A 19,016-nucleotide genomic window follows, 5' to 3' on the forward strand; every position below is an offset into this window, starting at 1 on the left:
AATAAGTGACATGAATAAAGCCCAACTACGCCAACAAATAGCCGAGCTTAGCAAGCAAGTTGAACGATTAGAAAGTCGCAATCAGTTTCTTGAAGAGCAGTTTCGTCTTGCCCAACAAAAACAATTTGGGGCGAGTAGCGAAGGTCACCCTGGTCAAGGTGAATTGTTTAATGAAGCAGAAGAGCTGGTTGCTGAAACACCTGTCGAAAAAGAAGACATCAGCTACACACGCAATAAACCTAAGCGTAAACCATTACCAAAAACATTACCTCGTGAAGTGGTTATCCATGATATTGCACAGGAAGATAAAGTCTGTGCTTGCTGTAACAATGAATTGCACAAGATAGGTGAAGACAAGACTGAAAAGCTTGAATTCATCCCTGCTCAAGTTAAAGTGATAGAGCATGTTCGTCCTAAGTATGCGTGTCGTGTATGTGAAAAGGACGGCATTAGCAATCACATCAAACAAGCACCGGTGCCACCTTCAGTTATCCCTAAAGGTTATGCGACACCAAGCTTACTTAGTCAGGTAATCACCAGTAAATATCAATTTGGGTTGCCACTGTATCGTCAAGAAGCGATGTTCAAACAATACGGTATTGAACTGAGCCGCAAAACTATGGCCGATTGGATGTTGAGGTGCGCTGACTTGCTCACACCGCTATATGACCATTTACACGAATTGATACTTAAGCAAGGCGTCATTGCCGCTGATGAAACCACCTTAAAAGTCGTCAGCGAAGATAAAGCGAAATGCTATATGTGGGTGTATACCTCAGGCGCCGACTCACCTGAAGGGAAATTACCCAATACTGACATCCCAAATATCGTGCTGTACGACTATCAATCGAGTCGCGCGGGTCAATGTGCCGTGGATTATTTACAGGGTTACAACGGGTATCTACAAGTGGATGGCTATGCGGGTTACCACAAAACCCAAGCGACACTCGCAGGCTGTTGGGCCCATGCGAGACGTAAATTCGTTGAAGCCAAAACCGCACAGGGCAAAAAATCTAGCGGCAGAGCCGATTGGGCACTTAACCATATTCAAAAGCTGTATCGTATTGAAACGCAAATAAAAGCGAGTGCACCTGATAACAGGCGGAAAGTAAGGCAGGAAAAGAGCACTATATTGCTCAAACAGTTCGAAGCGTGGCTGATAAAATCAGAGTCGCAGGTATTGGCAAAAAGCAAATTAGGCGAAGCCATCACCTACTGCTTAAATCAGTGGAGTAAACTCAACACTTACACCCAATATGGTCACCTGAACATCGATAATAACCGCGCTGAGCGCGCGATAAAACCCTTCGTCATAGGCAGAAAGAACTGGTTGTTTAGTCAAACGGCCAAAGGCGCTAAGGCCAGTGCCATACTGTACAGCATTATAGAAACTGCAAAGGCAAACGGACTAACGCCGTTCGACTATATGATGCATTTACTTGAACAAGTCTCGGTTCAAAACACCGATATCGAGCCACTGCTACCATGGCGATTTGCTAAAGACTAGGTGGGATTGCCGGACGCTTACATTCTAACGGCAGATAGAGTAACTGTTTTTTTGTGGCAGACAACGCGGAGCGCACAATGGCTAAATCCTCATCCGTAACCTCAGGACGATAAACATTGATCTGTTTTGAGGTTGGAGCAGATGTATCTACGCCCACACCATCGCGGCATTGATTGCTACCCTGGCCCCGCGCGCGGCTCATAACTCGCGGACAGTTGCTCAATACATCAGGGGAACCGTTTGCATCCACGGCAACCACCTCTTCAAAAATAATCCGCCCCCCATAATAGGCTTGCCCAGCATTAAGATATATAGGTGCAATCTTATCGCTAAGCAGATCATGTACTTTTGCATCATCTTTATTCATGCAGGTTACATCACCAAAAGTATAAGACCCTGAAGGCATCTCAACTGCGGCAAAGGCGCTTGAGCCATATCTGATGTGTTGGCGGGTATCATCTGCCTGTGAAATGAGCTCAATGTCTAGGGTTTCGCAACTTAAATTGCTGGAGACCTGTAAAATATAGGTCGCCGGAAAGGAATTTGCAGAAATAGCTACAATCGGAACGGTTCCAAGAAAAAAAATGATAGAAAACAAAACTAAACGGTCCATGTGAATACCTAATGTTTATACTGGGGTAATTTTTAACATAGTGATGCAGCAAATACTAGCTACACCCCATTAAAATAGCCATCGATGGTAGAAAACGTTTCATACCAAAAATGGACTCTAGTTCTTTAGATGAAGTTTTTTCCATGCCCTTACACACAATTATTAAGTCGACAACACCATCATCTTTTCGCCTTCCAGACTATTTAATTCTAAAGCCCAAATATCTTCGGGTCAGGTTCATTGAAAATCAGCATAGCTGATGCTTTTAAGCTATTGAGTTACCCTTAACGTATTATCTTGGCTATCCAGTTAATTTCACATGAGGGCAATTAAATGGACATCCATCTTAGGAGAGAAAGGTAATCGGTTTTTCGATATCCGTTCTAGTGGTTCCGCCACCACTTTACCGGACTTTAAAGAATCAACACAAAAAAGGTCTTGGGTTATACCAAGACCTTTTTTAATAATTGGTGCGGATGGAGAGACTCGAACTCTCACGGCCTAAGCCACAGCCCCCTCAAGGCTGCGTGTCTACCAATTCCACCACATCCGCAATTTAACGTTTAACTAATTTGGTACATCGTCTTCTTTAGGGACTTCTGCGACAGGTACATCGGCATCGGAAGAAACCGGAATTGACTGCTCAGTCGCTGGCACATCAGAATCAATAGTTTGATCAGCCACAGGTACTTCTAGGTTCTGCCATTCATCTACAGATTTTTCTTTATCTGCTGTTTGATTTCCCAAAATCAGACTAATAACAAAAAATAACGTCGCAAGTATAGCAGTTGTTCTAGTTAAAAAGTTGCCAGATCCTGTTGAACCAAATACAGTATTTGATCCACCGCTACCAAAAGATGCACCCATACCGGCACCTTTTCCTTGTTGTATCAGTACAAAACCAATCAACATAACCGCTACGATCAAATAAACGATAACTAATATTTCATAAAAAACCATGTGCTGCCTCTACTGATTTGCCGCTTGACAAATACTTAAAAAATCTTCTGGATTTAAACTGGCACCGCCAATTAAACCACCGTCTACATCTGCCTGAGAAAATAACTCTTGGGCATTGTTACCTTTAACGCTGCCGCCATACAAAATAACTATGTTGGCAGCAATATTGTCGTCTTGTTTTGCTAAATGCCCGCGGATAAAAGCATGCACTTCTTGCGCTTGCGCCGGACTTGCTGTTTTACCTGTGCCTATAGCCCATATAGGTTCATAAGCCAAAACCACATCGGAAAATTGGCTGATGCCAATTTTCAGCAATACTGCATCTAACTGCGCGGCGATATAATCGAATAATGTGCCGTCTTCTCGGACATTTTCAGGTTCGCCTACACATAAAATAGGGGTTAAGTGAGCTTTTAATGCCTGTTCAACTTTTAGCGCTACTAATGCGTTAGATTCATTGTTATCTGCACGTCGTTCAGAATGACCAATAATAACATATTGGCAGTTAAACTCATTAAGCATGGCAACAGATACTTCACCAGTGTGCGCACCAGAGTCAAATTGGCTGATATTTTGCGAACCCAATTTCACTTTGCCATCAAAAAGTCCCAAATACGGAAAAGGCGGACAAATCACAACATCCATATTTTTAAGACTGGCACTAGCAAATTGTTCCTGCATTTGCTTAACCAATGCTTTATCGCCATTCATCTTCCAATTACCAGCGACTAACTGTCTACGACTATTTAATTGCACGTTATGCTCCGTCATGTTCTACATCACACCAATAAAAAAGCGCGCGAGATATTAACTAACCCTATGACAATATACAAGTAGCTGAAACTAATATTGCCCTGTAAACCTGACTAATCGGTTACTTTACGCACAGCATCAGCGATATGTTCGGCCCAAGTACTGGAGTCTTGTGCATCATTCGCTTCTACCATCACTCTAACCAGCGGTTCAGTACCACTTTTACGTAACAATACTCGCCCTCTGTCGCCTAAAGCTTTTTCTGCCTCTAACACTGCAAGAGTGACAACTTTGTCTTGAAGTGGCTTGGTACCTTCAGAAAATCTCACATTGATAAGTGTCTGCGGATATTTAGTCATACCTCGACTCAATTCATTCAAGGTAAGATCCGCGTGTAACATAGCAGCTAAAACTTGCAACCCAGCCACAATTCCATCACCTGTAGAAGCTGCGGTCAAGTTCAATACATGGCCTGATCCTTCTCCTCCAATTGTCCATCCTTTCTTTTTAAGAAGCTCCATTACGTAGCGGTCGCCTACGTTACTACGTAAAAATGGCACACCTAAAGCGCCTAGAGCCACTTCCAAGCCCAAATTACTCATCACTGTGCCTACTACCCCACCTTGTAAACGCCCCCTTTTAAGAGCATCTCTGGCAATAATATAGACAATTTGGTCGCCATCAATCACGTTTCCTTTGTGATCAACTAACATGATGCGGTCACCATCGCCGTCAAGGGCAAAGCCTAAATCAGCCTTATTTCTGAGCACACTTTCAGTTACCGCCTTCATTGACGTCGCGCCTACTTTACGGTTGATATTCACACCGTCTGGCTCTGTGCCAATCTCTATGACCTCTGCACCTAGTTCACTAAGCACATTTGGCGCAATGTGGTAGGTTGCACCATTAGCGCAATCGACAACTATTTTTAACCCTTTAAGTGATAATGAAGAAGGAAAATTGCCTTTACAAAATTCAATATAACGACCCGCAGCGTCTCCAATACGTGTAGCTTTACCCAATTTATCTGACGCAACACACTCCATGGGTTTGTCCATTTTCTCCTCTATGGCAATCTCGATGGCGTCATCTAACTTCATACCATCGGCAGAAAAAAACTTGATGCCGTTATCGTAATAGGGGTTATGAGATGCACTGATCACTATACCCGCCTCAGAACGGAATGTTTTAGTTAAATATGCTATTGCCGGAGTGGGCATAGGTCCAAGCAAAACTATATTAATACCAGCTGCTGACAAACCAGCTTCTAATGCAGACTCCAACATATAACCAGAAATGCGAGTGTCTTTGCCAATCAATACTTTATTGGTGCCTTGGCCGGCTAAAACCTTACCTGCAGCCCAACCAAGTTTCATCACAAATTCAGGGTTAATGAGGTTTTCACCGACTTTTCCACGGATACCATCTGTTCCAAAATATTTTTTATCGCTCATTATTATTCCTGCAAGCATTAATTGTATTAATTATTTTAACAGCATCTGTTGTTTCTTTAACATCATGAACTCTTATTATTTGCGCACCTTTTTGAGCAGCTATGGTCGCAACTGCAACATTACCAGCTAAGCGTTGACCCATTTCTCGCTGTAACAAATTTCCAATCATTGACTTACGAGACATACCTGCCAAAACAGGTACATTTAATGTTTGAAACTCTTCAAGGTTGGCTAACATATGGTAATTGTGTTCAAGTGATTTGCCAAAACCAAACCCTGGATCAACAAGTATTTGTTCGTCAGCAATTCCAGCTTTGCGACAAATAGAGATACGTTGCTGTAAAAATGCTATCACATCCTTAACAACATCGACATAATAAGGGTTTTGCTGCATCACTCTAGGTTGCCCTTGCATGTGCATTAAGCATACAGGTACTTTGGCTGCAACAGCAGCATCTAACGCACCTTTTTCCTGTAGCGCACGCACATCGTTGATGAAGCTTGCGCCTGCATTAACTGCTTCAGTCATCACCTGAGCTTTACTGGTATCTATAGAGATAATGGTATCAAAACGCTGACATATTAACTCAATCATTGGGATAACACGATCCAGCTCTTGTTGTATAGAAACGTTTTGAGCACCAGGTCTAGTGGACTCACCTCCTATATCAATAATATCAGCACCTTCACTTAACATTATGCCTGCTTGAACAAGCCCGTCTTCGAGCATATTAAACACACCACCATCAGAAAATGAATCTGGTGTGACGTTCAATATTCCCATCACTTTTGGTGTAGATAAATCTAAAAACTTATCTTTGCATTGCATAAACGCTCAACTTTTTATTCCCCGGGGCAACAGCCCTCATAAAAAAACGCCCTGCTGAATAAACAACAAAGCGTTTTAATTATACCCATTATTCTTAGTTAGTTGCGTCGCCTGGGTTACCTACATTAGGCTGAACTGGCTTTTCATCTTTTGTGTTTGTATCTACTACAGGGGCTCCGCCCGAAGGTTTGCCGCTGTCGTCTTTTTTGTCACGCACCCAATCTGCAGGAGGTCTTGGTTCTATTCGTGCCATTAGGTCATCAATTTGTTTGGCGTCGATAGTTTCATATTTCATCAAACAATCTTTCATTGTTTCCAAAACGTCTCGGTTTTCAACCAGTATCTTTTCTGCACGCTCATAGTTACGGTCAATGATAGATTTAATTTCAGCATCGATAGCTCGGGCGGTATCATCAGACATATTCTGAGATTTTGACATACTGCGCCCCATGAATACTTCACCTTCTTCTTCAGCATATAACATGGGCCCCATTTTCGAAGATAAACCCCATTGAGTAACCATTTTGCGAGCGATATCGGTAGCACGTTCAATATCGTTTGATGCACCAGTAGTTACGCCATCTTCACCTAAGGTCATTGTTTCAGCAATTCGACCGCCAAACAAACTAGAAATCATGCATTCTAGATGTTGCTTGCTGTGACTGTATCTGTCTTGTTCAGGTAAATACATAGTCACTCCCAGCGCTCTGCCTCGAGGTATTATCGATACTTTGTATACCGGATCATGTTCAGGCACCAAACGACCTACAATAGCATGGCCCGCTTCGTGGTAAGCAGTATTGGTTTTTTCAGCCTCAGACATCACCATGCCTTTGCGTTCAGAGCCCATCATGATTTTATCTTTGGCTTTATCAAACTCATCCATAGCGACCACTTTTTTGCCGGTGCGAGCTGCAAATAAAGCGGCTTCGTTGACCAAATTGGCCAAATCAGCCCCAGAGAATCCTGGAGTACCCCGGGCAATCAAACTAGCTTCAACATTTTCACCTAACGGCACTTTACGCATATGTACTTTAAGAATTTGTTCACGGCCACGAATATCAGGTAAACCCACTGTTACTTGACGGTCAAAACGACCAGGTCTCAGTAAAGCGGGGTCAAGCACGTCAGGACGGTTAGTTGCGGCGATGACAATTATACCTTCATTACCTTCAAATCCATCCATCTCAACTAACATTTGGTTTAGCGTTTGTTCTCTTTCATCGTGACCGCCGCCTACACCAGCTCCACGCTGACGGCCTACTGCATCTATTTCATCGATGAAGATAATACAAGGGGCTGACTTTTTAGCTTGATCAAACATGTCACGTACACGAGATGCCCCCACACCCACAAACATTTCAACAAAATCAGAGCCTGAGATGGTAAAGAAAGGTACTTTTGCTTCACCAGCAATGGCTTTAGCCAGTAAAGTTTTACCGGTTCCAGGAGGACCAACTAATAGAATACCTGTAGGGATCCTACCACCTAGTTTTTGAAATTTGCTTGGATCACGAAGAAAATCAACTAACTCGACGACGTCTTCTTTGGCTTCATCACAGCCTGCCACATCGGCAAACGTGGTTTTTACTTGGTCTTCTCCTAACAGACGTGCCTTGCTCTTACCAAAAGACATGGCACCTTTACCACCGCCTCCGCCTTGCATTTGGCGCATAAAAAAGATCCAAACCCCAATCAACAGCAGCATAGGAAACCAAGATATAAATATCGAGGTTAGAAGAGATGACTCTTCTGGCTCTTTACCAAAAACTGCTACATTGTTTTCAATCAACTCGTCCATCAACGCAAGATCTGTGTAAGGGATAATGGTAGTGAATGCCTCACCATTTCGTTTTACACCATTAATTTGCCCTGAATTTCTGTCGATAGTAGCGCTGCTAACCACACCATTACTGACATCGCGTAAAAACAATGTGTAATCAGTATTGGATGATTTAGAATCAGTGCCAGAAAAATTTTGGAAAACCGACATCAATACGACAGCGATAACCAGCCATAAGATTAAATTTTTTGCCATGTCGCTCAAGTTGTTAAACCTCTGTTGTTACTAGAGTCAATTCGACTCTATGAATTGCGTCTCGCGCCTTATTAGTGATTAAAGCTGAGACTACTATAATTTATATCCTGTCGCCACCAGATAAACCTCTCTGGAACGCGCCCGGGATGATTCAGGTTTTCTGGTTTTGAGCGTTTTAAACGATTTTTGCAACTCTTTCATAAATGCTTCGAACCCTTCTCCCATAAATACTTTGATCACAAAGCTGCCATTTTTTTTCAAAACTTGGTGACACATATCTAAAGCCAATTCTCCTAAATACATTGACTTGGCTTGATCTATTGCGTCGTTACCACTCATGTTTGGTGCCATATCAGACATTACTACGTCTACGTTTTTGCCACCTATTTTGTTCAATAATTCATTTAAAACATTCTCTTCACGAAAGTCACCCTGAAGAAATAATACGCCTGCCAAGGGATCCATAGGTAAAATGTCACAAGCGATGACTAAGCCATCACTGCCCACTACTTTGGTCGCGTATTGCGACCAGCCACCTGGTGCGGCGCCTAAATCAACTATTGTCATGGAGGGTTTAATCAAACCATCTTTTTGTTGAATTTCTTCTATCTTAAATCCTGCTCTGGACCTAAGACCTTGTTTTTGAGCTTGTTGCACAAATTTATCGTCAAAATGTTCTTTTAACCAACGCTGGCTACTAACAGATTGTTTATTTTTGCTCATCGCCCTGTCAAAAACACTGTATTCAAATTTGGATTAAGACAGAGATGGCGCTAGAATAGCTCTTTTCAACCAACCATCTTTAATAAATTTGTAAGAAAACTAATCAATGACTTTATCAAACAAGCAAAAGCAGTACCTAAAGGGCTTAGCCCATTCATTAAAACCAGTAGTTCAATTGGGCAACAATGGCCTTACTGAAGGGGTTTTGGCTGAAATAGACGGCGCTATCAAGCACCACGAATTAATAAAAGTAAAAATACCCACCGATGACAAAGATGAAAAAACTTTAATCATGGATGCAATAGTCAGAGAAACAGGCGCCACCAAAGTACATGCCATTGGGCATGTATTGGTCTTATTTAAACAAAGTGACGAAAAGAAAATCGAAATACCGAGAAAGTAACGTTTTACGCATAGAGTAGCCTGTACCGTCATAACTGTTGACTTAGTCACCTATTAACGACAGGCTCTATGCTAACTTATTTAATCTGCTATATGCCTGAACATTCAAATTAAACCGAAGATTTTAAGCCACAATTTTTACTGAAGAGACAACTCCAGGTTTGATATGATTGAAGGGCAACGAGCAATAACTAATGTCTTCTTGAACGTCAATCGCAACCCGTTTGACCTTATGGATTGGAAAACTATCTTCACCCACTACTACATGACTCCGACTTACTTGAAAATAATCAAGTGGTGATTCAATCCGTTTGGCCATTTCTTTTTCATTGGCTTGTATCCAAATAAGCGGTCAAATAAGCGGTAGAAGTACTAAATTGGTTATAGTTGAATACATTAAACGATTAATAGCATTATCAGAAAAAATTACCCAGCAGCTATAAATTAGAATGCACGTAAGCCATCCCAAAAATGTCTTTTTATATAGTTTTGGTAAGTGCTTAACCCACTCAATGAATGAATCATGTATTAATTCCTTAGTTTAAAGCTCTTACAAATAGTAGTGTCCTAGCACTAAAGGAAACTCGCTCATAACGGCCTAACACCATAACTGATAGTCTAATTAGCTATGGTGTTAGGCCGAATATGAACGTAAGAATGTAATTTAATTAACGCTTAGTGCTGCCAATTAGTGATGATGCCCACCTGCACCATGAGCATGGCCATGTTCAATTTCTTCATCAGTGGCCGCGCGAACGTCTTCAACCTGAAATTCAAACTGTAATGTTTTTCCAGCTAAAGGATGGTTGGTATTTATGGTCACCATAAATTTCCCGACTTTAACAATCGTCACTTCGCGCTGACCTTGCTCTGAGTGAACAACAGCTGTCATCCCTGCCTTCCATTTTGGCTTTTTATCTGCAGTTTTATCTGTACTGTGCAAATGTTTAACCGATACACGTTGTTCGCTATCTGCTTGAATTTCACCGTAGGTTTCTTTGGCTTCCAGTTCCGCTTCAAGCAAATCTCCCTTTGACATAGACTCCAAAGACTTTTCTATACCCGGCATCATATTGTTGTAACCATGCAGATAAGCAATGGCTTGTTCACTAAAATTAGACTCTAATTCTTTGCCGTCTAAATCTTTTATTCGATAGTGGAACTTTACGACTGTGCCTTTTGATATTTGCATAATATAAACTTGTAAATTTGAAATTCAGTATTAAAATCCTACCAGAATAAACTTTATTGGTTGACCTTTCCTCTCAGTACTTCATCAATCATCATCTGCACCCGCCACTATATTTGCAATGTTAAGTAAACTTGAAACTGCCATATAATTCACCGAACCTTTAGGATATCGACCTTTACTATTATGGACACCTGCCTCTTTATCCATCAATAACTCCAACGCATCATCAACAGCCTCAACCACACAAATATGAAATTTATGTGCCTTTACTGCTGCCAACACTTCTTTGTCAAGCATAAGGTTAACTTGATTAGACTTGGGAATAACCACCCCTTGCTTGCCCGTTAAACCGCGATGTTGGCAGAGTTTAAAGAACCCTTCTATTTTTTCATTTACACCGCCCACAGACTGAACTTGACCGTATTGATTAATTGAGCCTGTGATGGCTAAGTCTTGACGGACAGGCATTTTAGTTAAGGCAGAAATCAGCGCGACTAATTCTGCTAACGAAGCACTATCACCGTCGATGTGTCCGTAAGACTGTTCAATGGCAATGTTAGCAGATAACGTTAATGGGAATAATTGTGCATATTTGTGACCCAAATACCCTGTTAGTAACATCACCCCTTTAGAGTGACTGGGTTGACCAAGTTCAACTTCACGTTCGATGTCTACCACGCCATTAGAGCCTGCGTAAACTGTCGACGTAATGCGAGCAGGTGTGCCAAACATACTATCGCCAATTTCCAGTACCGTTAGGCCGTTGACTTTTCCTACATCAACACCTTGTGTAGCAATAAGAATCTGGCCCTGTTTAATATCGTCCAATACAGCTTCACTAACCCGACCAGTACGATGAGTCTTGGCTGCTAATGCATCTTCGATGTGGGTCACATCCAGTTCTTGCGTATTTTGCTTTCTGCAAAAAAAGTCAGCTTCATGCAGAAGCTCAATCACATCCGAAAAGCGCGCAGATAAGCGTTGTTGATGTTCTGCCAAGCGTAAACTGTATTCGACTAAACGATACATAGCTTTGGCCGAAATACTCTGCAAGCCCAGCTCTTTAACTTGAACTCTCACCCTGCCAACAAAATCAAATAAAGTCTTGTTATCCAGAGGTATTTCGTGATCAAAATCTACTAATACCCTGAACAATTCATAAAACTCATCGTCGTAATCTTGCAAGGTGTAATACAAGTCACGTGATCCTAACAAGACCACTTTGACATCTATGGGAATTTGTTGTGGGTTGAGCGTGATAGAATTCACCATACCCACATCATGTTGCGGCAAGTCCATTTTGAGGGAACCAAATTTTAGAACTAATTTGAGCGTTTCCCAGACATAAGGTTGATCAATGAGTTTGTCCATATCTAGCAACAAATAGCCACCATTTGCTCGATGCATAGCACCGGGGCGTATCATTCGATAGTTGGTAAAAACTGAACCTTGAATGTTGGTATATTCAACCTGACCAAACAAATTTTGATGAGTGGGATTGGGTTCATATATAACTGGAGAGCCACTATTTAATTCATGTGAAACTATAACATTGGGTAAATATTGCTCTTCTAAAATGGCCCGTTTATCATACTCGTCATGTTTATCGTCTTTTTTATCGTCAGCTAATACTTCAACTACTGTTTCTACCAAATGTGATTTTAGTTGTCTTAAAAATTTTAAAATAGCCAAGTCAGATGAATATTTGTGCTCTAAATCTTTTAGTAAAGGCCTAATTCCCTGCTCTGCGGTTTCTTTTTTTAACGCTCTGAGTTTTTCAGCCGTGGCACGTTTCCATTTTGGCAATTCGATTAACGCTTCACTTAATTTGTCCTCAAGCTCATCAATTAAATGATAATAATGTTGTCGCTGTTCATCTGACGCCTTAGCAAAATCATCGTCGGTGACAGGTTTACCATCTACAATGGGCGAAAAAGTGATAGTACCGCCGTCTTCATACAAGGCCACACTTTGTCGTTGTGCTTGTTTTTCCACTTCATCAATGGCTTTGTCATATCCATGATCAAATTCGCGGGTGATGGCCGCCTTTTTGCGCTGATAACCAGGATTATCGAACGCCGCCGGAAAGGTATCTAATAATTCATCAATCAAATTTCCCATGTCTTTGAGCAGCTTTTTACTTTCTCCTGCCACCAATTTTAAAGAGAAGGGTTCACGCTCGTCTTCAAAATTATTGATATAACACCAATCATCAGGTGTGACTGTCTTATTCACGTATTTATCAATAAATTCATGTACTAAGGTAAAGCGCCCAGTGGCTTGTTCACCCATTATATAAAGATTATACCCTCGCGCTTCTATTCCTAAACCAAAAGATAAAGCGTCTCGCGCCCTATCCTGACCGATAAAAGTGGAGTTCAGGGCTTGTTGATCTTTCAGCGCTTGATTAATCAATCGCCTGCTAGGCTTTGCAGTCAACTGCTGCAGATCTAAGGCATATTTACTTTGCATGTTTAAAGACTTAATTACTACAAATTAGGAATATGCCAATTAGTGAAACCTGTAAACAGCAGACTGTCAAACGTATACGAAAAGAATATTCATAACTGACTACATTTAATACAAATAAAGTGGAACAACAATGCATAGATTGAATTTTTATGAGTTAAAATTCAACCTTTACGATCTAAATCACTGAATACTTCTAAAAACTTTAAAATAAGCTCAATAAATCACGTATTTACTATTGTTAGCAAGGGATACGCTAAGGTATTCTAGCCAGCTAACTTTTATATGATTGTTTAAGGTCTTTTCACCTTATCCCATTAGTCACGGAAATCTTTTTTAATGACCGAAAAACAGTATCAACCTCAAGAAATCGAAAAAGAGGTTCAAGCCTATTGGGAAATTCAGCAAACCTTTAAAGCATTTGAAGATGCTGACAAAGAAAAATTTTATTGCCTTTCTATGTTCCCTTATCCAAGTGGACGTTTGCATATGGGTCATGTTCGTAATTACACCATTGGTGATGTGATTAGTCGTTATCAAAGAATGTTAGGTAAGAATGTACTTCAGCCAATGGGTTGGGATGCATTTGGATTGCCTGCTGAAAACGCAGCCCTTAACAATAATACTGCACCAGCCAAATGGACCTACTCGAATATTGAGTATATGAAAACCCAATTAAAAACCTTGGGGTTTGGATACGATTGGGACCGGGAAATAGCCACCTGTAAAAAAGATTATTACCGTTGGGAGCAATGGTTTTTTACACGTTTGTTCGAGAAAGGTTTAGTGTATAAAAAGAACGCAACGGTAAACTGGGATCCAGTTGACCATACAGTTCTTGCTAATGAACAAGTGATTGATGGTCGCGGTTGGCGGTCTGGTGCCATAGTTGAACAAAAAGAAATTCCTCAATGGTTTCTAAAGATCACCGACTACGCAGAAGAACTGATCAACGATTTAGAACAATTAGAAGAATGGCCAGAACAGGTCCGCGCCATGCAAAAAAACTGGATTGGCCGTTCAGAAGGGGTAGAAATCACTTTTGAACTGGCACAATCTGTCGCACAACTTACCAGTTTCGATGTGTACACCACACGCCCAGATACTTTATTAGGGGTGACATATGTTGCCGTTGCAGCGCAACATCCCATGGCATTAGAGGCAGCCAAAACGCACAGTGATTTAGCTGTATTTATTGAGGAATGTAAAAATACTAAAGTAGCTGAAGCAGATATGGCCACCATGGAAAAGAAAGGTTGCGCCACAGGATATCACGCTATTCATCCGTTAACCGGAGACAAAGTACCTGTTTGGGTAGCCAACTTTGTATTAATGGGTTACGGCTCAGGTGCAGTGATGGCTGTGCCAGGACACGATCAACGCGACTGGGAATTTGCCACCAAATATGATCTAGAAATAAAACAAGTTATTCAAGGCGATATTCAAAGTACTGTTGAGTGTGATGTAAACCAAAGGGCGTTTACCGAAAAAGGCCTATTGGTTAACTCTGGCGAATACGATGGTCTCACATCAATGGAAGCCTTTGATAAAATTGCACAAACTCTTAGTGATCAAAATAAGGGGAAAAAGAAAGTCAATTATCGTTTGAGAGATTGGGGTGTGTCACGACAGCGTTACTGGGGCACACCGATCCCTATGTTAAATTTAGAAAATGGTGAATCGGTTCCTGTACCCAGTGAACAATTGCCAGTCGAATTGCCTGAAGATGTGCATATGAATGGGGTTACGTCTCCAATCAAAGCAGACCCTGAGTGGGCAAAAACCCAATACAACGGTCAACCGGCATTAAGAGAAACCGATACCTTTGATACCTTTATGGAATCATCATGGTATTACGCCCGTTATTGCAGTGCGCAAAACGACCAAGCCATGTTAGACCCAGAACAAGCCAACTATTGGTTACCTGTTGATCAATATGTGGGGGGAATAGAACACGCTATTTTACATTTACTATACTCACGTTTTTTCCACAAACTTTTGCGTGACGAAGGTTTAGTTGAATCTGACGAACCTTATAAGCGTTTATTGTGTCAAGGTATGGTGTTAGCAGATTCGTTTTATCGTGAAGATGAAACAGGTAAAAAAGAGTGGTTTTCCCCTGCTGATGTGAACAGTGAAAAAGATGAGAAAGGCAGGATCATCAAATCAGTACTTGAGTCTGACGGCAAGGAAGTCATTCACCACGGCATGATCAAAATGTCCAAGTCGAAAAATAATGGCATCGACCCCCAAAAAGTAATTGATGTGTATGGTGCTGATACTATTCGAGTTTTTACTATGTTTGCTGCGCCTCCTGAACAAACATTGGAATGGATTGACTCTGGTGTTGAAGGTGCACATAGGTTTGTAAAACGCTTGTGGACCTTAGTTCAAGAACACATCGAATCAGGTAAAATAACAAATTTAGACAAAGCTAGTTTGTCTGGTGCCCAGAAAAGCCTTAGACGTTTAATACATAAAACAATTGAAAAAGTCAGTGATGATATTGGTCGACGCCAAACATTCAACACCGCGGTTGCCGCCATTATGGAATTGCTCAATCATTTACAAAAAGCGCCTAAAACATCTATGCAAGACTTAGCTGTAATGCGCGAAGGTATCAACGCAATAGTTTTATTGCTGGCTCCTATCGCACCGCATATTTGTCATGTGATGTATAGAGATCTTGGTCATACAAATGCAGTAGAAACCGCGCCATGGCCGATAGCCGAAGCTGACGCAATGGTTGAAGATGAAAAACTGATAGTGCTTCAAGTCAATGGTAAAGTCAGAGCTAAAATTACCATAGCAGCAGATGCCACAAAAGAACAAGTTGAGGCTATGGGATTCGCCGAACAAAATGTGCAGCAACATACAGATGGCAAAATAATCCGAAAAGTCATCTATATACCCGGTAGATTACTCAACATTGTGGCAAATTAAGGTGCTACAGCGCATAGGCTTAAATATTTGTATCCTCACTATCATATTAACAACAGTAGGATGCGGCTTTAAGTTACGTGGTGATTTCGGGCTGCCCACAGGTATTCAGCAACTGCAATTATTAACGGTACAGAAAAACACGCCAATGCAAAGGATACTCAGGAAACAGCTACAAGGGTTTAACATAGAAGTTTGGGATAACACGGTCAGTCCTAGTCAAGTTGTTGAACAAGCAGATGCTGTTGTTTATTTAACATCCGACCAACTTGAAAGACGATTATTGTCCCTTTTTTCAACCGGACAAGTAGCAGAGTACGAACTAGTATATACCATTAGATATCAGCTTCAATTTCCAGCACAAGATGCACAAGAGATAGAATTCGATGTCACTAGGGAATACCAAGACGATCCTGATGCAGTGTTAGCAAAATCTCGTGAGCTGGATTTGATCCAAAATGAAATGCGCCGTGAAGCAGCTAATCGCATCATCCGCCAAATTGCCAGTTCATATACTAATTGGCAACAGATTACGGGTAGCTAATGCAGGTTTATCCAAACCGTTTTAATCTTAATGCCGCCTCAGAGCTAAAACCTTTTTATCTGATTTTTGGTGATGAGCCGCAACAAAAACTCGAATGTATCGAGTTAATTCGCGGTGCAGCTTTAGCTCAAGGGTTTGACGAGCGCCAATCTTTAGTGGCAGACGGTCAATTTAGCTGGGATACACTGGTGGAGGCAACACAAACCTTATCATTGTTTTCTACCAAACAAATCATTGAACTCGAATTACCTACAGGGAAACCTGGAGCAGAAGGTAGCAAAGTGTTAACTAGCTTAGCGCATCAAGTTAATCCTGATGTACTGATTGTCATACATGGTAGTAAAATTGGCAAGGACGTACAAAATACAAAATGGTTTAAGGCAGTAGACAAACACGCTATTTTCATACCTTGTTATCCTCTTGAAGGCAATGCTTTATATCAATGGTTAAATAACCAAATGCGTATAGCAGGTATGCAGCCATCCCAGCAAATTTCCCAGTTGTTGGTTGATTACTGTGAAGGGAATTTACTGGCTGCCAAACAAGAAATTCAAAAGTTAATGCTGCTTTATCCCCAAGGCAACCCAAATTTTGAACAGGTAGAACAAGCAGTAGTCGATCAGTCCAGATTTACAGTGTTTCATTTAGTTGATGTTTTACTGAGCGGAGATGCACAAAAAGCCGTAAAAATGCTCTACCGCCTAGAAAGTGAAGGTGTTGAACCCAATATTATTGTTTGGGCTTTGACTCGGGAGTGGCAAACCTTGCAGGCATTATTGTTTGATAAACAGCAAGGAAAAACGATTAACTGGAATCAGCACCGCATATGGAAAAGTCGTCAACCTTTATATCAATCAGCGTTGCAACGTTTATCGTTAGAACATATGCGATCGCTACAACACAAGCTGACGGAGTTTGATAACGCCATCAAGCAATCATACGTTGTTCGTCCTTATGTAGAGTTATGCCATTTATGTTTGCTATTTGTTCCTTATTCACTGAATTGTATGCCTTTAGACTATGGCATTTTAAATTAGGAGTGGTTTAATTATATGAAACCTGCTCCTCCTTTAGGTATTTTTGGTGGCACCTTTGACCCTATTCATAATGGACATATTTACCCAGTGATGGAAGGTGCAGAAAAGGCTAATATCAGAAAAGTGGCCTTGATGCCTTGTTATATTCCCAGCCATAAGAATCCAGCCGCTGCGTCAAGCGAAGACAGACTTAAAATGGTAGAACTAGTTTGTGCTGATCATGTTTTATTTTACCCTGACTCCAGAGATATTGATCGGGGAAAACCCACGTTTAGTGTCGACTCATTAACAGAAATACGTACAGCAAAACCCAATACACCCCTGTGTTTTTTCATCGGCACCGACTCCTTGAAGAATCTAATGACATGGCACAAATGGCCTACCCTCTTCGAACTTTGTCATTTTGTGGTGTGCGAAAGAAAAGCAGAGTCAGTAAAAACACTAAAAAACCATGCTGATAATTCGTTAAAACAGTATGTGCCACAACTGCAAGCACTGCTAAAAACAAGGCAGACTTTTAATCCAATGGATCTGCATAATAGTCTCGCTGGACGTATATATGTGGCCAATACTCAAACATTAACAGTGTCATCCAGCAAAATTAGACAACTACTGACTAACAATCAATCAGTTGCTAATTTTTTACCGCCAAAGATATTAGATTATATTCAACAGCATAATCTCTATCAGACAAGTGCTGATTTCTGTTAAACTAAGTAAAATTAAATTGTATGAAATTCAACCGTAAGGAAAGTCTTTGGACCACCAACAGTTAAAAGCCTTTATAATAGAAAAAGTCGAAGACTTAAAAGGTCGTGACATTATTGATTTAGATGTTGCAGAAAAATCTTCCATTACCGAAACCATGTTAATCTGCTCAGGTAATTCTAAACGTCATGTTATTTCAATTGCCGAAAACGTGGTTGTTGAAGCTAAACAAGCTGGCACAGCCCCTTTAAGTATTGAAGGGCGCGAAACCGGTGATTGGGTTTTAGTCGACCTAGGTGACGTGGTCTTGCACGTGATGCAAGACGAAGCCCGAGATTTCTATCAGTTAGAAAAACTCTGGGGCTAAATTAACCAGTGCGGATACAAATGATTGCAGTGGGTATGAAAATGCCCGCTTGGGTTGAGCAAGGCTTTTCGGAATACAGCAGACGATTCCCAGCGGATATGCCTTTGCAGCTCAGCGAAATAGTTGCCGGTAAACGTGGCAAAAATGCTGATATCAAACGTATCTTGCAAAGAGAAGGAGAATTGACCTTAGCAGCTATTCCCAAAGGTAATAGAGTCGTCACCTTAGAAGTAACAGGTTCACCTTGGGACACTCACAAATTGGCTAAAACTATGGAAGGTTGGAAAATGGATGGCCGAGATGTCAGTTTATTGATAGGTGGGCCAGAAGGTTTAGCCCCTGAATGTATAAATATTTCGGAACAAAAGTGGTCATTGTCGAGTCTAACTCTACCACACCCCTTAGTGCGTATAATTGTAGCTGAGAGCTTGTACCGAGCTTGGTCAATTAATAATAACCATCCTTATCATAGAGAGTAAA

The 19,016-nt window shown here is 41.1% G+C and carries 18 protein-coding genes and 1 tRNA gene; 8 read left to right on the forward strand and 11 right to left on the reverse strand.

Going from position 1 to position 19,016, the window contains the following annotated elements; translation table 11 throughout:
• The first annotated feature begins 10 nt into the window (after positions 1-10).
• Positions 11-1,507: an IS66 family transposase gene (locus Q0Y52_RS15835; RefSeq protein ID WP_297816919.1), complete on the forward strand. Its 1,497-nt coding sequence runs from the start codon at positions 11-13 to the stop codon at positions 1,505-1,507.
• On the opposite strand, the gene Q0Y52_RS15840 is transcribed toward Q0Y52_RS15835, so the two are convergent.
• The 8 genes from Q0Y52_RS15840 to rlmE form a co-directional block, all read right to left on the reverse strand.
• On the reverse strand, positions 1,497-2,120 hold the full coding sequence (locus Q0Y52_RS15840) for a hypothetical protein (RefSeq protein WP_297823293.1): 624 nt from the start codon (positions 2,118-2,120) through the stop codon (positions 1,497-1,499). The two genes, Q0Y52_RS15835 and Q0Y52_RS15840, sit on opposite strands and share 11 nt — an antisense overlap.
• Before the next feature lie 468 nt (positions 2,121-2,588).
• A tRNA-Leu gene (locus Q0Y52_RS15845) sits at positions 2,589-2,673 on the reverse strand.
• A 14-nt stretch (positions 2,674-2,687) separates the two neighbouring features.
• Entirely contained in the window at positions 2,688-3,080 is a 393-nt protein-coding gene (secG, locus tag Q0Y52_RS15850; RefSeq protein ID WP_297823295.1) for a preprotein translocase subunit SecG, read from the reverse strand.
• Positions 3,081-3,089: 9 nt separating this feature from the next.
• Positions 3,090-3,836: a triose-phosphate isomerase gene (gene tpiA, locus Q0Y52_RS15855; protein ID WP_297823382.1), complete on the reverse strand. Its 747-nt coding sequence runs from the start codon at positions 3,834-3,836 to the stop codon at positions 3,090-3,092.
• Between the two features lie 110 nt (positions 3,837-3,946).
• On the reverse strand, positions 3,947-5,287 hold the full coding sequence (gene glmM, locus Q0Y52_RS15860; RefSeq protein ID WP_297823297.1) for a phosphoglucosamine mutase: 1,341 nt from the start codon (positions 5,285-5,287) through the stop codon (positions 3,947-3,949).
• On the reverse strand, positions 5,277-6,116 hold the full coding sequence (folP, locus tag Q0Y52_RS15865; RefSeq protein ID WP_297823299.1) for a dihydropteroate synthase: 840 nt from the start codon (positions 6,114-6,116) through the stop codon (positions 5,277-5,279). Before folP ends, glmM begins: the two co-directional genes overlap by 11 nt.
• Positions 6,117-6,210: 94 nt before the next feature.
• On the reverse strand, positions 6,211-8,163 hold the full coding sequence (ftsH, locus tag Q0Y52_RS15870; protein WP_297823301.1) for an ATP-dependent zinc metalloprotease FtsH: 1,953 nt from the start codon (positions 8,161-8,163) through the stop codon (positions 6,211-6,213).
• An 84-nt stretch (positions 8,164-8,247) separates the two neighbouring features.
• Positions 8,248-8,877: a 23S rRNA (uridine(2552)-2'-O)-methyltransferase RlmE gene (rlmE, locus tag Q0Y52_RS15875; RefSeq protein ID WP_297823303.1), complete on the reverse strand. Its 630-nt coding sequence runs from the start codon at positions 8,875-8,877 to the stop codon at positions 8,248-8,250.
• Between the two features lie 106 nt (positions 8,878-8,983).
• On the opposite strand from rlmE, the gene yhbY reads away from it, so the two are divergent.
• Positions 8,984-9,280, forward strand: a complete 297-nt coding sequence (yhbY, locus tag Q0Y52_RS15880; RefSeq protein WP_297823305.1) for a ribosome assembly RNA-binding protein YhbY — start codon at positions 8,984-8,986, stop codon at positions 9,278-9,280.
• A 123-nt stretch (positions 9,281-9,403) separates the two neighbouring features.
• Here the strand turns inward: yhbY and Q0Y52_RS15885 are convergent, their stop codons facing one another.
• The 3 genes from Q0Y52_RS15885 to Q0Y52_RS15895 all read right to left on the reverse strand — a co-directional run bounded on the left by Q0Y52_RS15885 (position 9,404) and on the right by Q0Y52_RS15895 (position 12,943).
• A complete protein-coding gene (locus tag Q0Y52_RS15885) occupies positions 9,404-9,598 on the reverse strand; it encodes a hypothetical protein (RefSeq protein WP_297823307.1) in 195 nt (64 codons plus the stop codon).
• Between the two features lie 369 nt (positions 9,599-9,967).
• Positions 9,968-10,471, reverse strand: a complete 504-nt coding sequence (locus Q0Y52_RS15890) for an FKBP-type peptidyl-prolyl cis-trans isomerase (protein WP_297823309.1) — start codon at positions 10,469-10,471, stop codon at positions 9,968-9,970.
• Positions 10,472-10,555: 84 nt separating this feature from the next.
• Complete coding sequence (locus Q0Y52_RS15895; RefSeq protein WP_297823311.1) at positions 10,556-12,943, reverse strand: AAA family ATPase; 2,388 nt, start codon at positions 12,941-12,943, stop codon at positions 10,556-10,558.
• A 336-nt stretch (positions 12,944-13,279) separates the two neighbouring features.
• On the opposite strand from Q0Y52_RS15895, the gene leuS reads away from it, so the two are divergent.
• The 6 genes from leuS to rlmH are packed head-to-tail and all read left to right on the forward strand — an operon-like array spanning position 13,280 to position 19,015.
• Positions 13,280-15,883, forward strand: a complete 2,604-nt coding sequence (gene leuS / locus Q0Y52_RS15900; protein ID WP_297823313.1) for a leucine--tRNA ligase — start codon at positions 13,280-13,282, stop codon at positions 15,881-15,883.
• Between the two features lies 1 nt (position 15,884).
• Entirely contained in the window at positions 15,885-16,424 is a 540-nt protein-coding gene (gene lptE / locus Q0Y52_RS15905) for an LPS assembly lipoprotein LptE (protein WP_297823384.1), read from the forward strand.
• Entirely contained in the window at positions 16,424-17,461 is a 1,038-nt protein-coding gene (gene holA / locus Q0Y52_RS15910; protein WP_297823315.1) for a DNA polymerase III subunit delta, read from the forward strand. Before lptE ends, holA begins: the two co-directional genes overlap by 1 nt.
• Positions 17,462-17,476: 15 nt before the next feature.
• Positions 17,477-18,172 carry a nicotinate-nucleotide adenylyltransferase gene (gene nadD, locus Q0Y52_RS15915; RefSeq protein ID WP_297823318.1) on the forward strand — a complete coding sequence of 232 codons (696 nt, stop codon included), beginning with the start codon at positions 17,477-17,479 and terminating at the stop codon, positions 18,170-18,172.
• Positions 18,173-18,218: 46 nt separating this feature from the next.
• Positions 18,219-18,536: a ribosome silencing factor gene (rsfS, locus tag Q0Y52_RS15920; RefSeq protein ID WP_297823320.1), complete on the forward strand. Its 318-nt coding sequence runs from the start codon at positions 18,219-18,221 to the stop codon at positions 18,534-18,536.
• A gap of 8 nt (positions 18,537-18,544) precedes the next feature.
• Positions 18,545-19,015 (forward strand): 23S rRNA (pseudouridine(1915)-N(3))-methyltransferase RlmH, encoded by a 471-nt coding sequence (rlmH, locus tag Q0Y52_RS15925; protein WP_297823323.1) that lies wholly within the window; start codon positions 18,545-18,547, stop codon positions 19,013-19,015.
• The last annotated feature ends 1 nt before the right edge of the window (position 19,016 follow it).

It is taken from the genome of uncultured Paraglaciecola sp., assembly GCF_943787955.1.
Classification (GTDB): Bacteria; Pseudomonadota; Gammaproteobacteria; order Enterobacterales; family Alteromonadaceae; genus Paraglaciecola.

Bases quoted from the DNA above. Each gene is read 5' to 3' on its own strand.
- folP (WP_297823299.1), bottom strand. From the start codon at position 6,116: ATGCAATGCAAAGATAAGTTTTTAGATTTATCTACACCAAAAGTGATG.
- nadD (WP_297823318.1), top strand. From the start codon at position 17,477: ATGAAACCTGCTCCTCCTTTAGGTATTTTTGGTGGCACCTTTGACCCT.
- yhbY (WP_297823305.1), top strand. From the start codon at position 8,984: ATGACTTTATCAAACAAGCAAAAGCAGTACCTAAAGGGCTTAGCCCAT.
- Q0Y52_RS15840 (WP_297823293.1), bottom strand. From the start codon at position 2,120: ATGGACCGTTTAGTTTTGTTTTCTATCATTTTTTTTCTTGGAACCGTT.
- secG (WP_297823295.1), bottom strand. From the start codon at position 3,080: ATGGTTTTTTATGAAATATTAGTTATCGTTTATTTGATCGTAGCGGTT.
- Q0Y52_RS15895 (WP_297823311.1), bottom strand. From the start codon at position 12,943: ATGCAAAGTAAATATGCCTTAGATCTGCAGCAGTTGACTGCAAAGCCT.
- Q0Y52_RS15890 (WP_297823309.1), bottom strand. From the start codon at position 10,471: ATGCAAATATCAAAAGGCACAGTCGTAAAGTTCCACTATCGAATAAAA.
- rlmE (WP_297823303.1), bottom strand. From the start codon at position 8,877: ATGAGCAAAAATAAACAATCTGTTAGTAGCCAGCGTTGGTTAAAAGAA.
- glmM (WP_297823297.1), bottom strand. From the start codon at position 5,287: ATGAGCGATAAAAAATATTTTGGAACAGATGGTATCCGTGGAAAAGTC.
- holA (WP_297823315.1), top strand. From the start codon at position 16,424: ATGCAGGTTTATCCAAACCGTTTTAATCTTAATGCCGCCTCAGAGCTA.
- Q0Y52_RS15835 (WP_297816919.1), top strand. From the start codon at position 11: ATGAATAAAGCCCAACTACGCCAACAAATAGCCGAGCTTAGCAAGCAA.
- Q0Y52_RS15885 (WP_297823307.1), bottom strand. From the start codon at position 9,598: ATGGCCAAACGGATTGAATCACCACTTGATTATTTTCAAGTAAGTCGG.
- leuS (WP_297823313.1), top strand. From the start codon at position 13,280: ATGACCGAAAAACAGTATCAACCTCAAGAAATCGAAAAAGAGGTTCAA.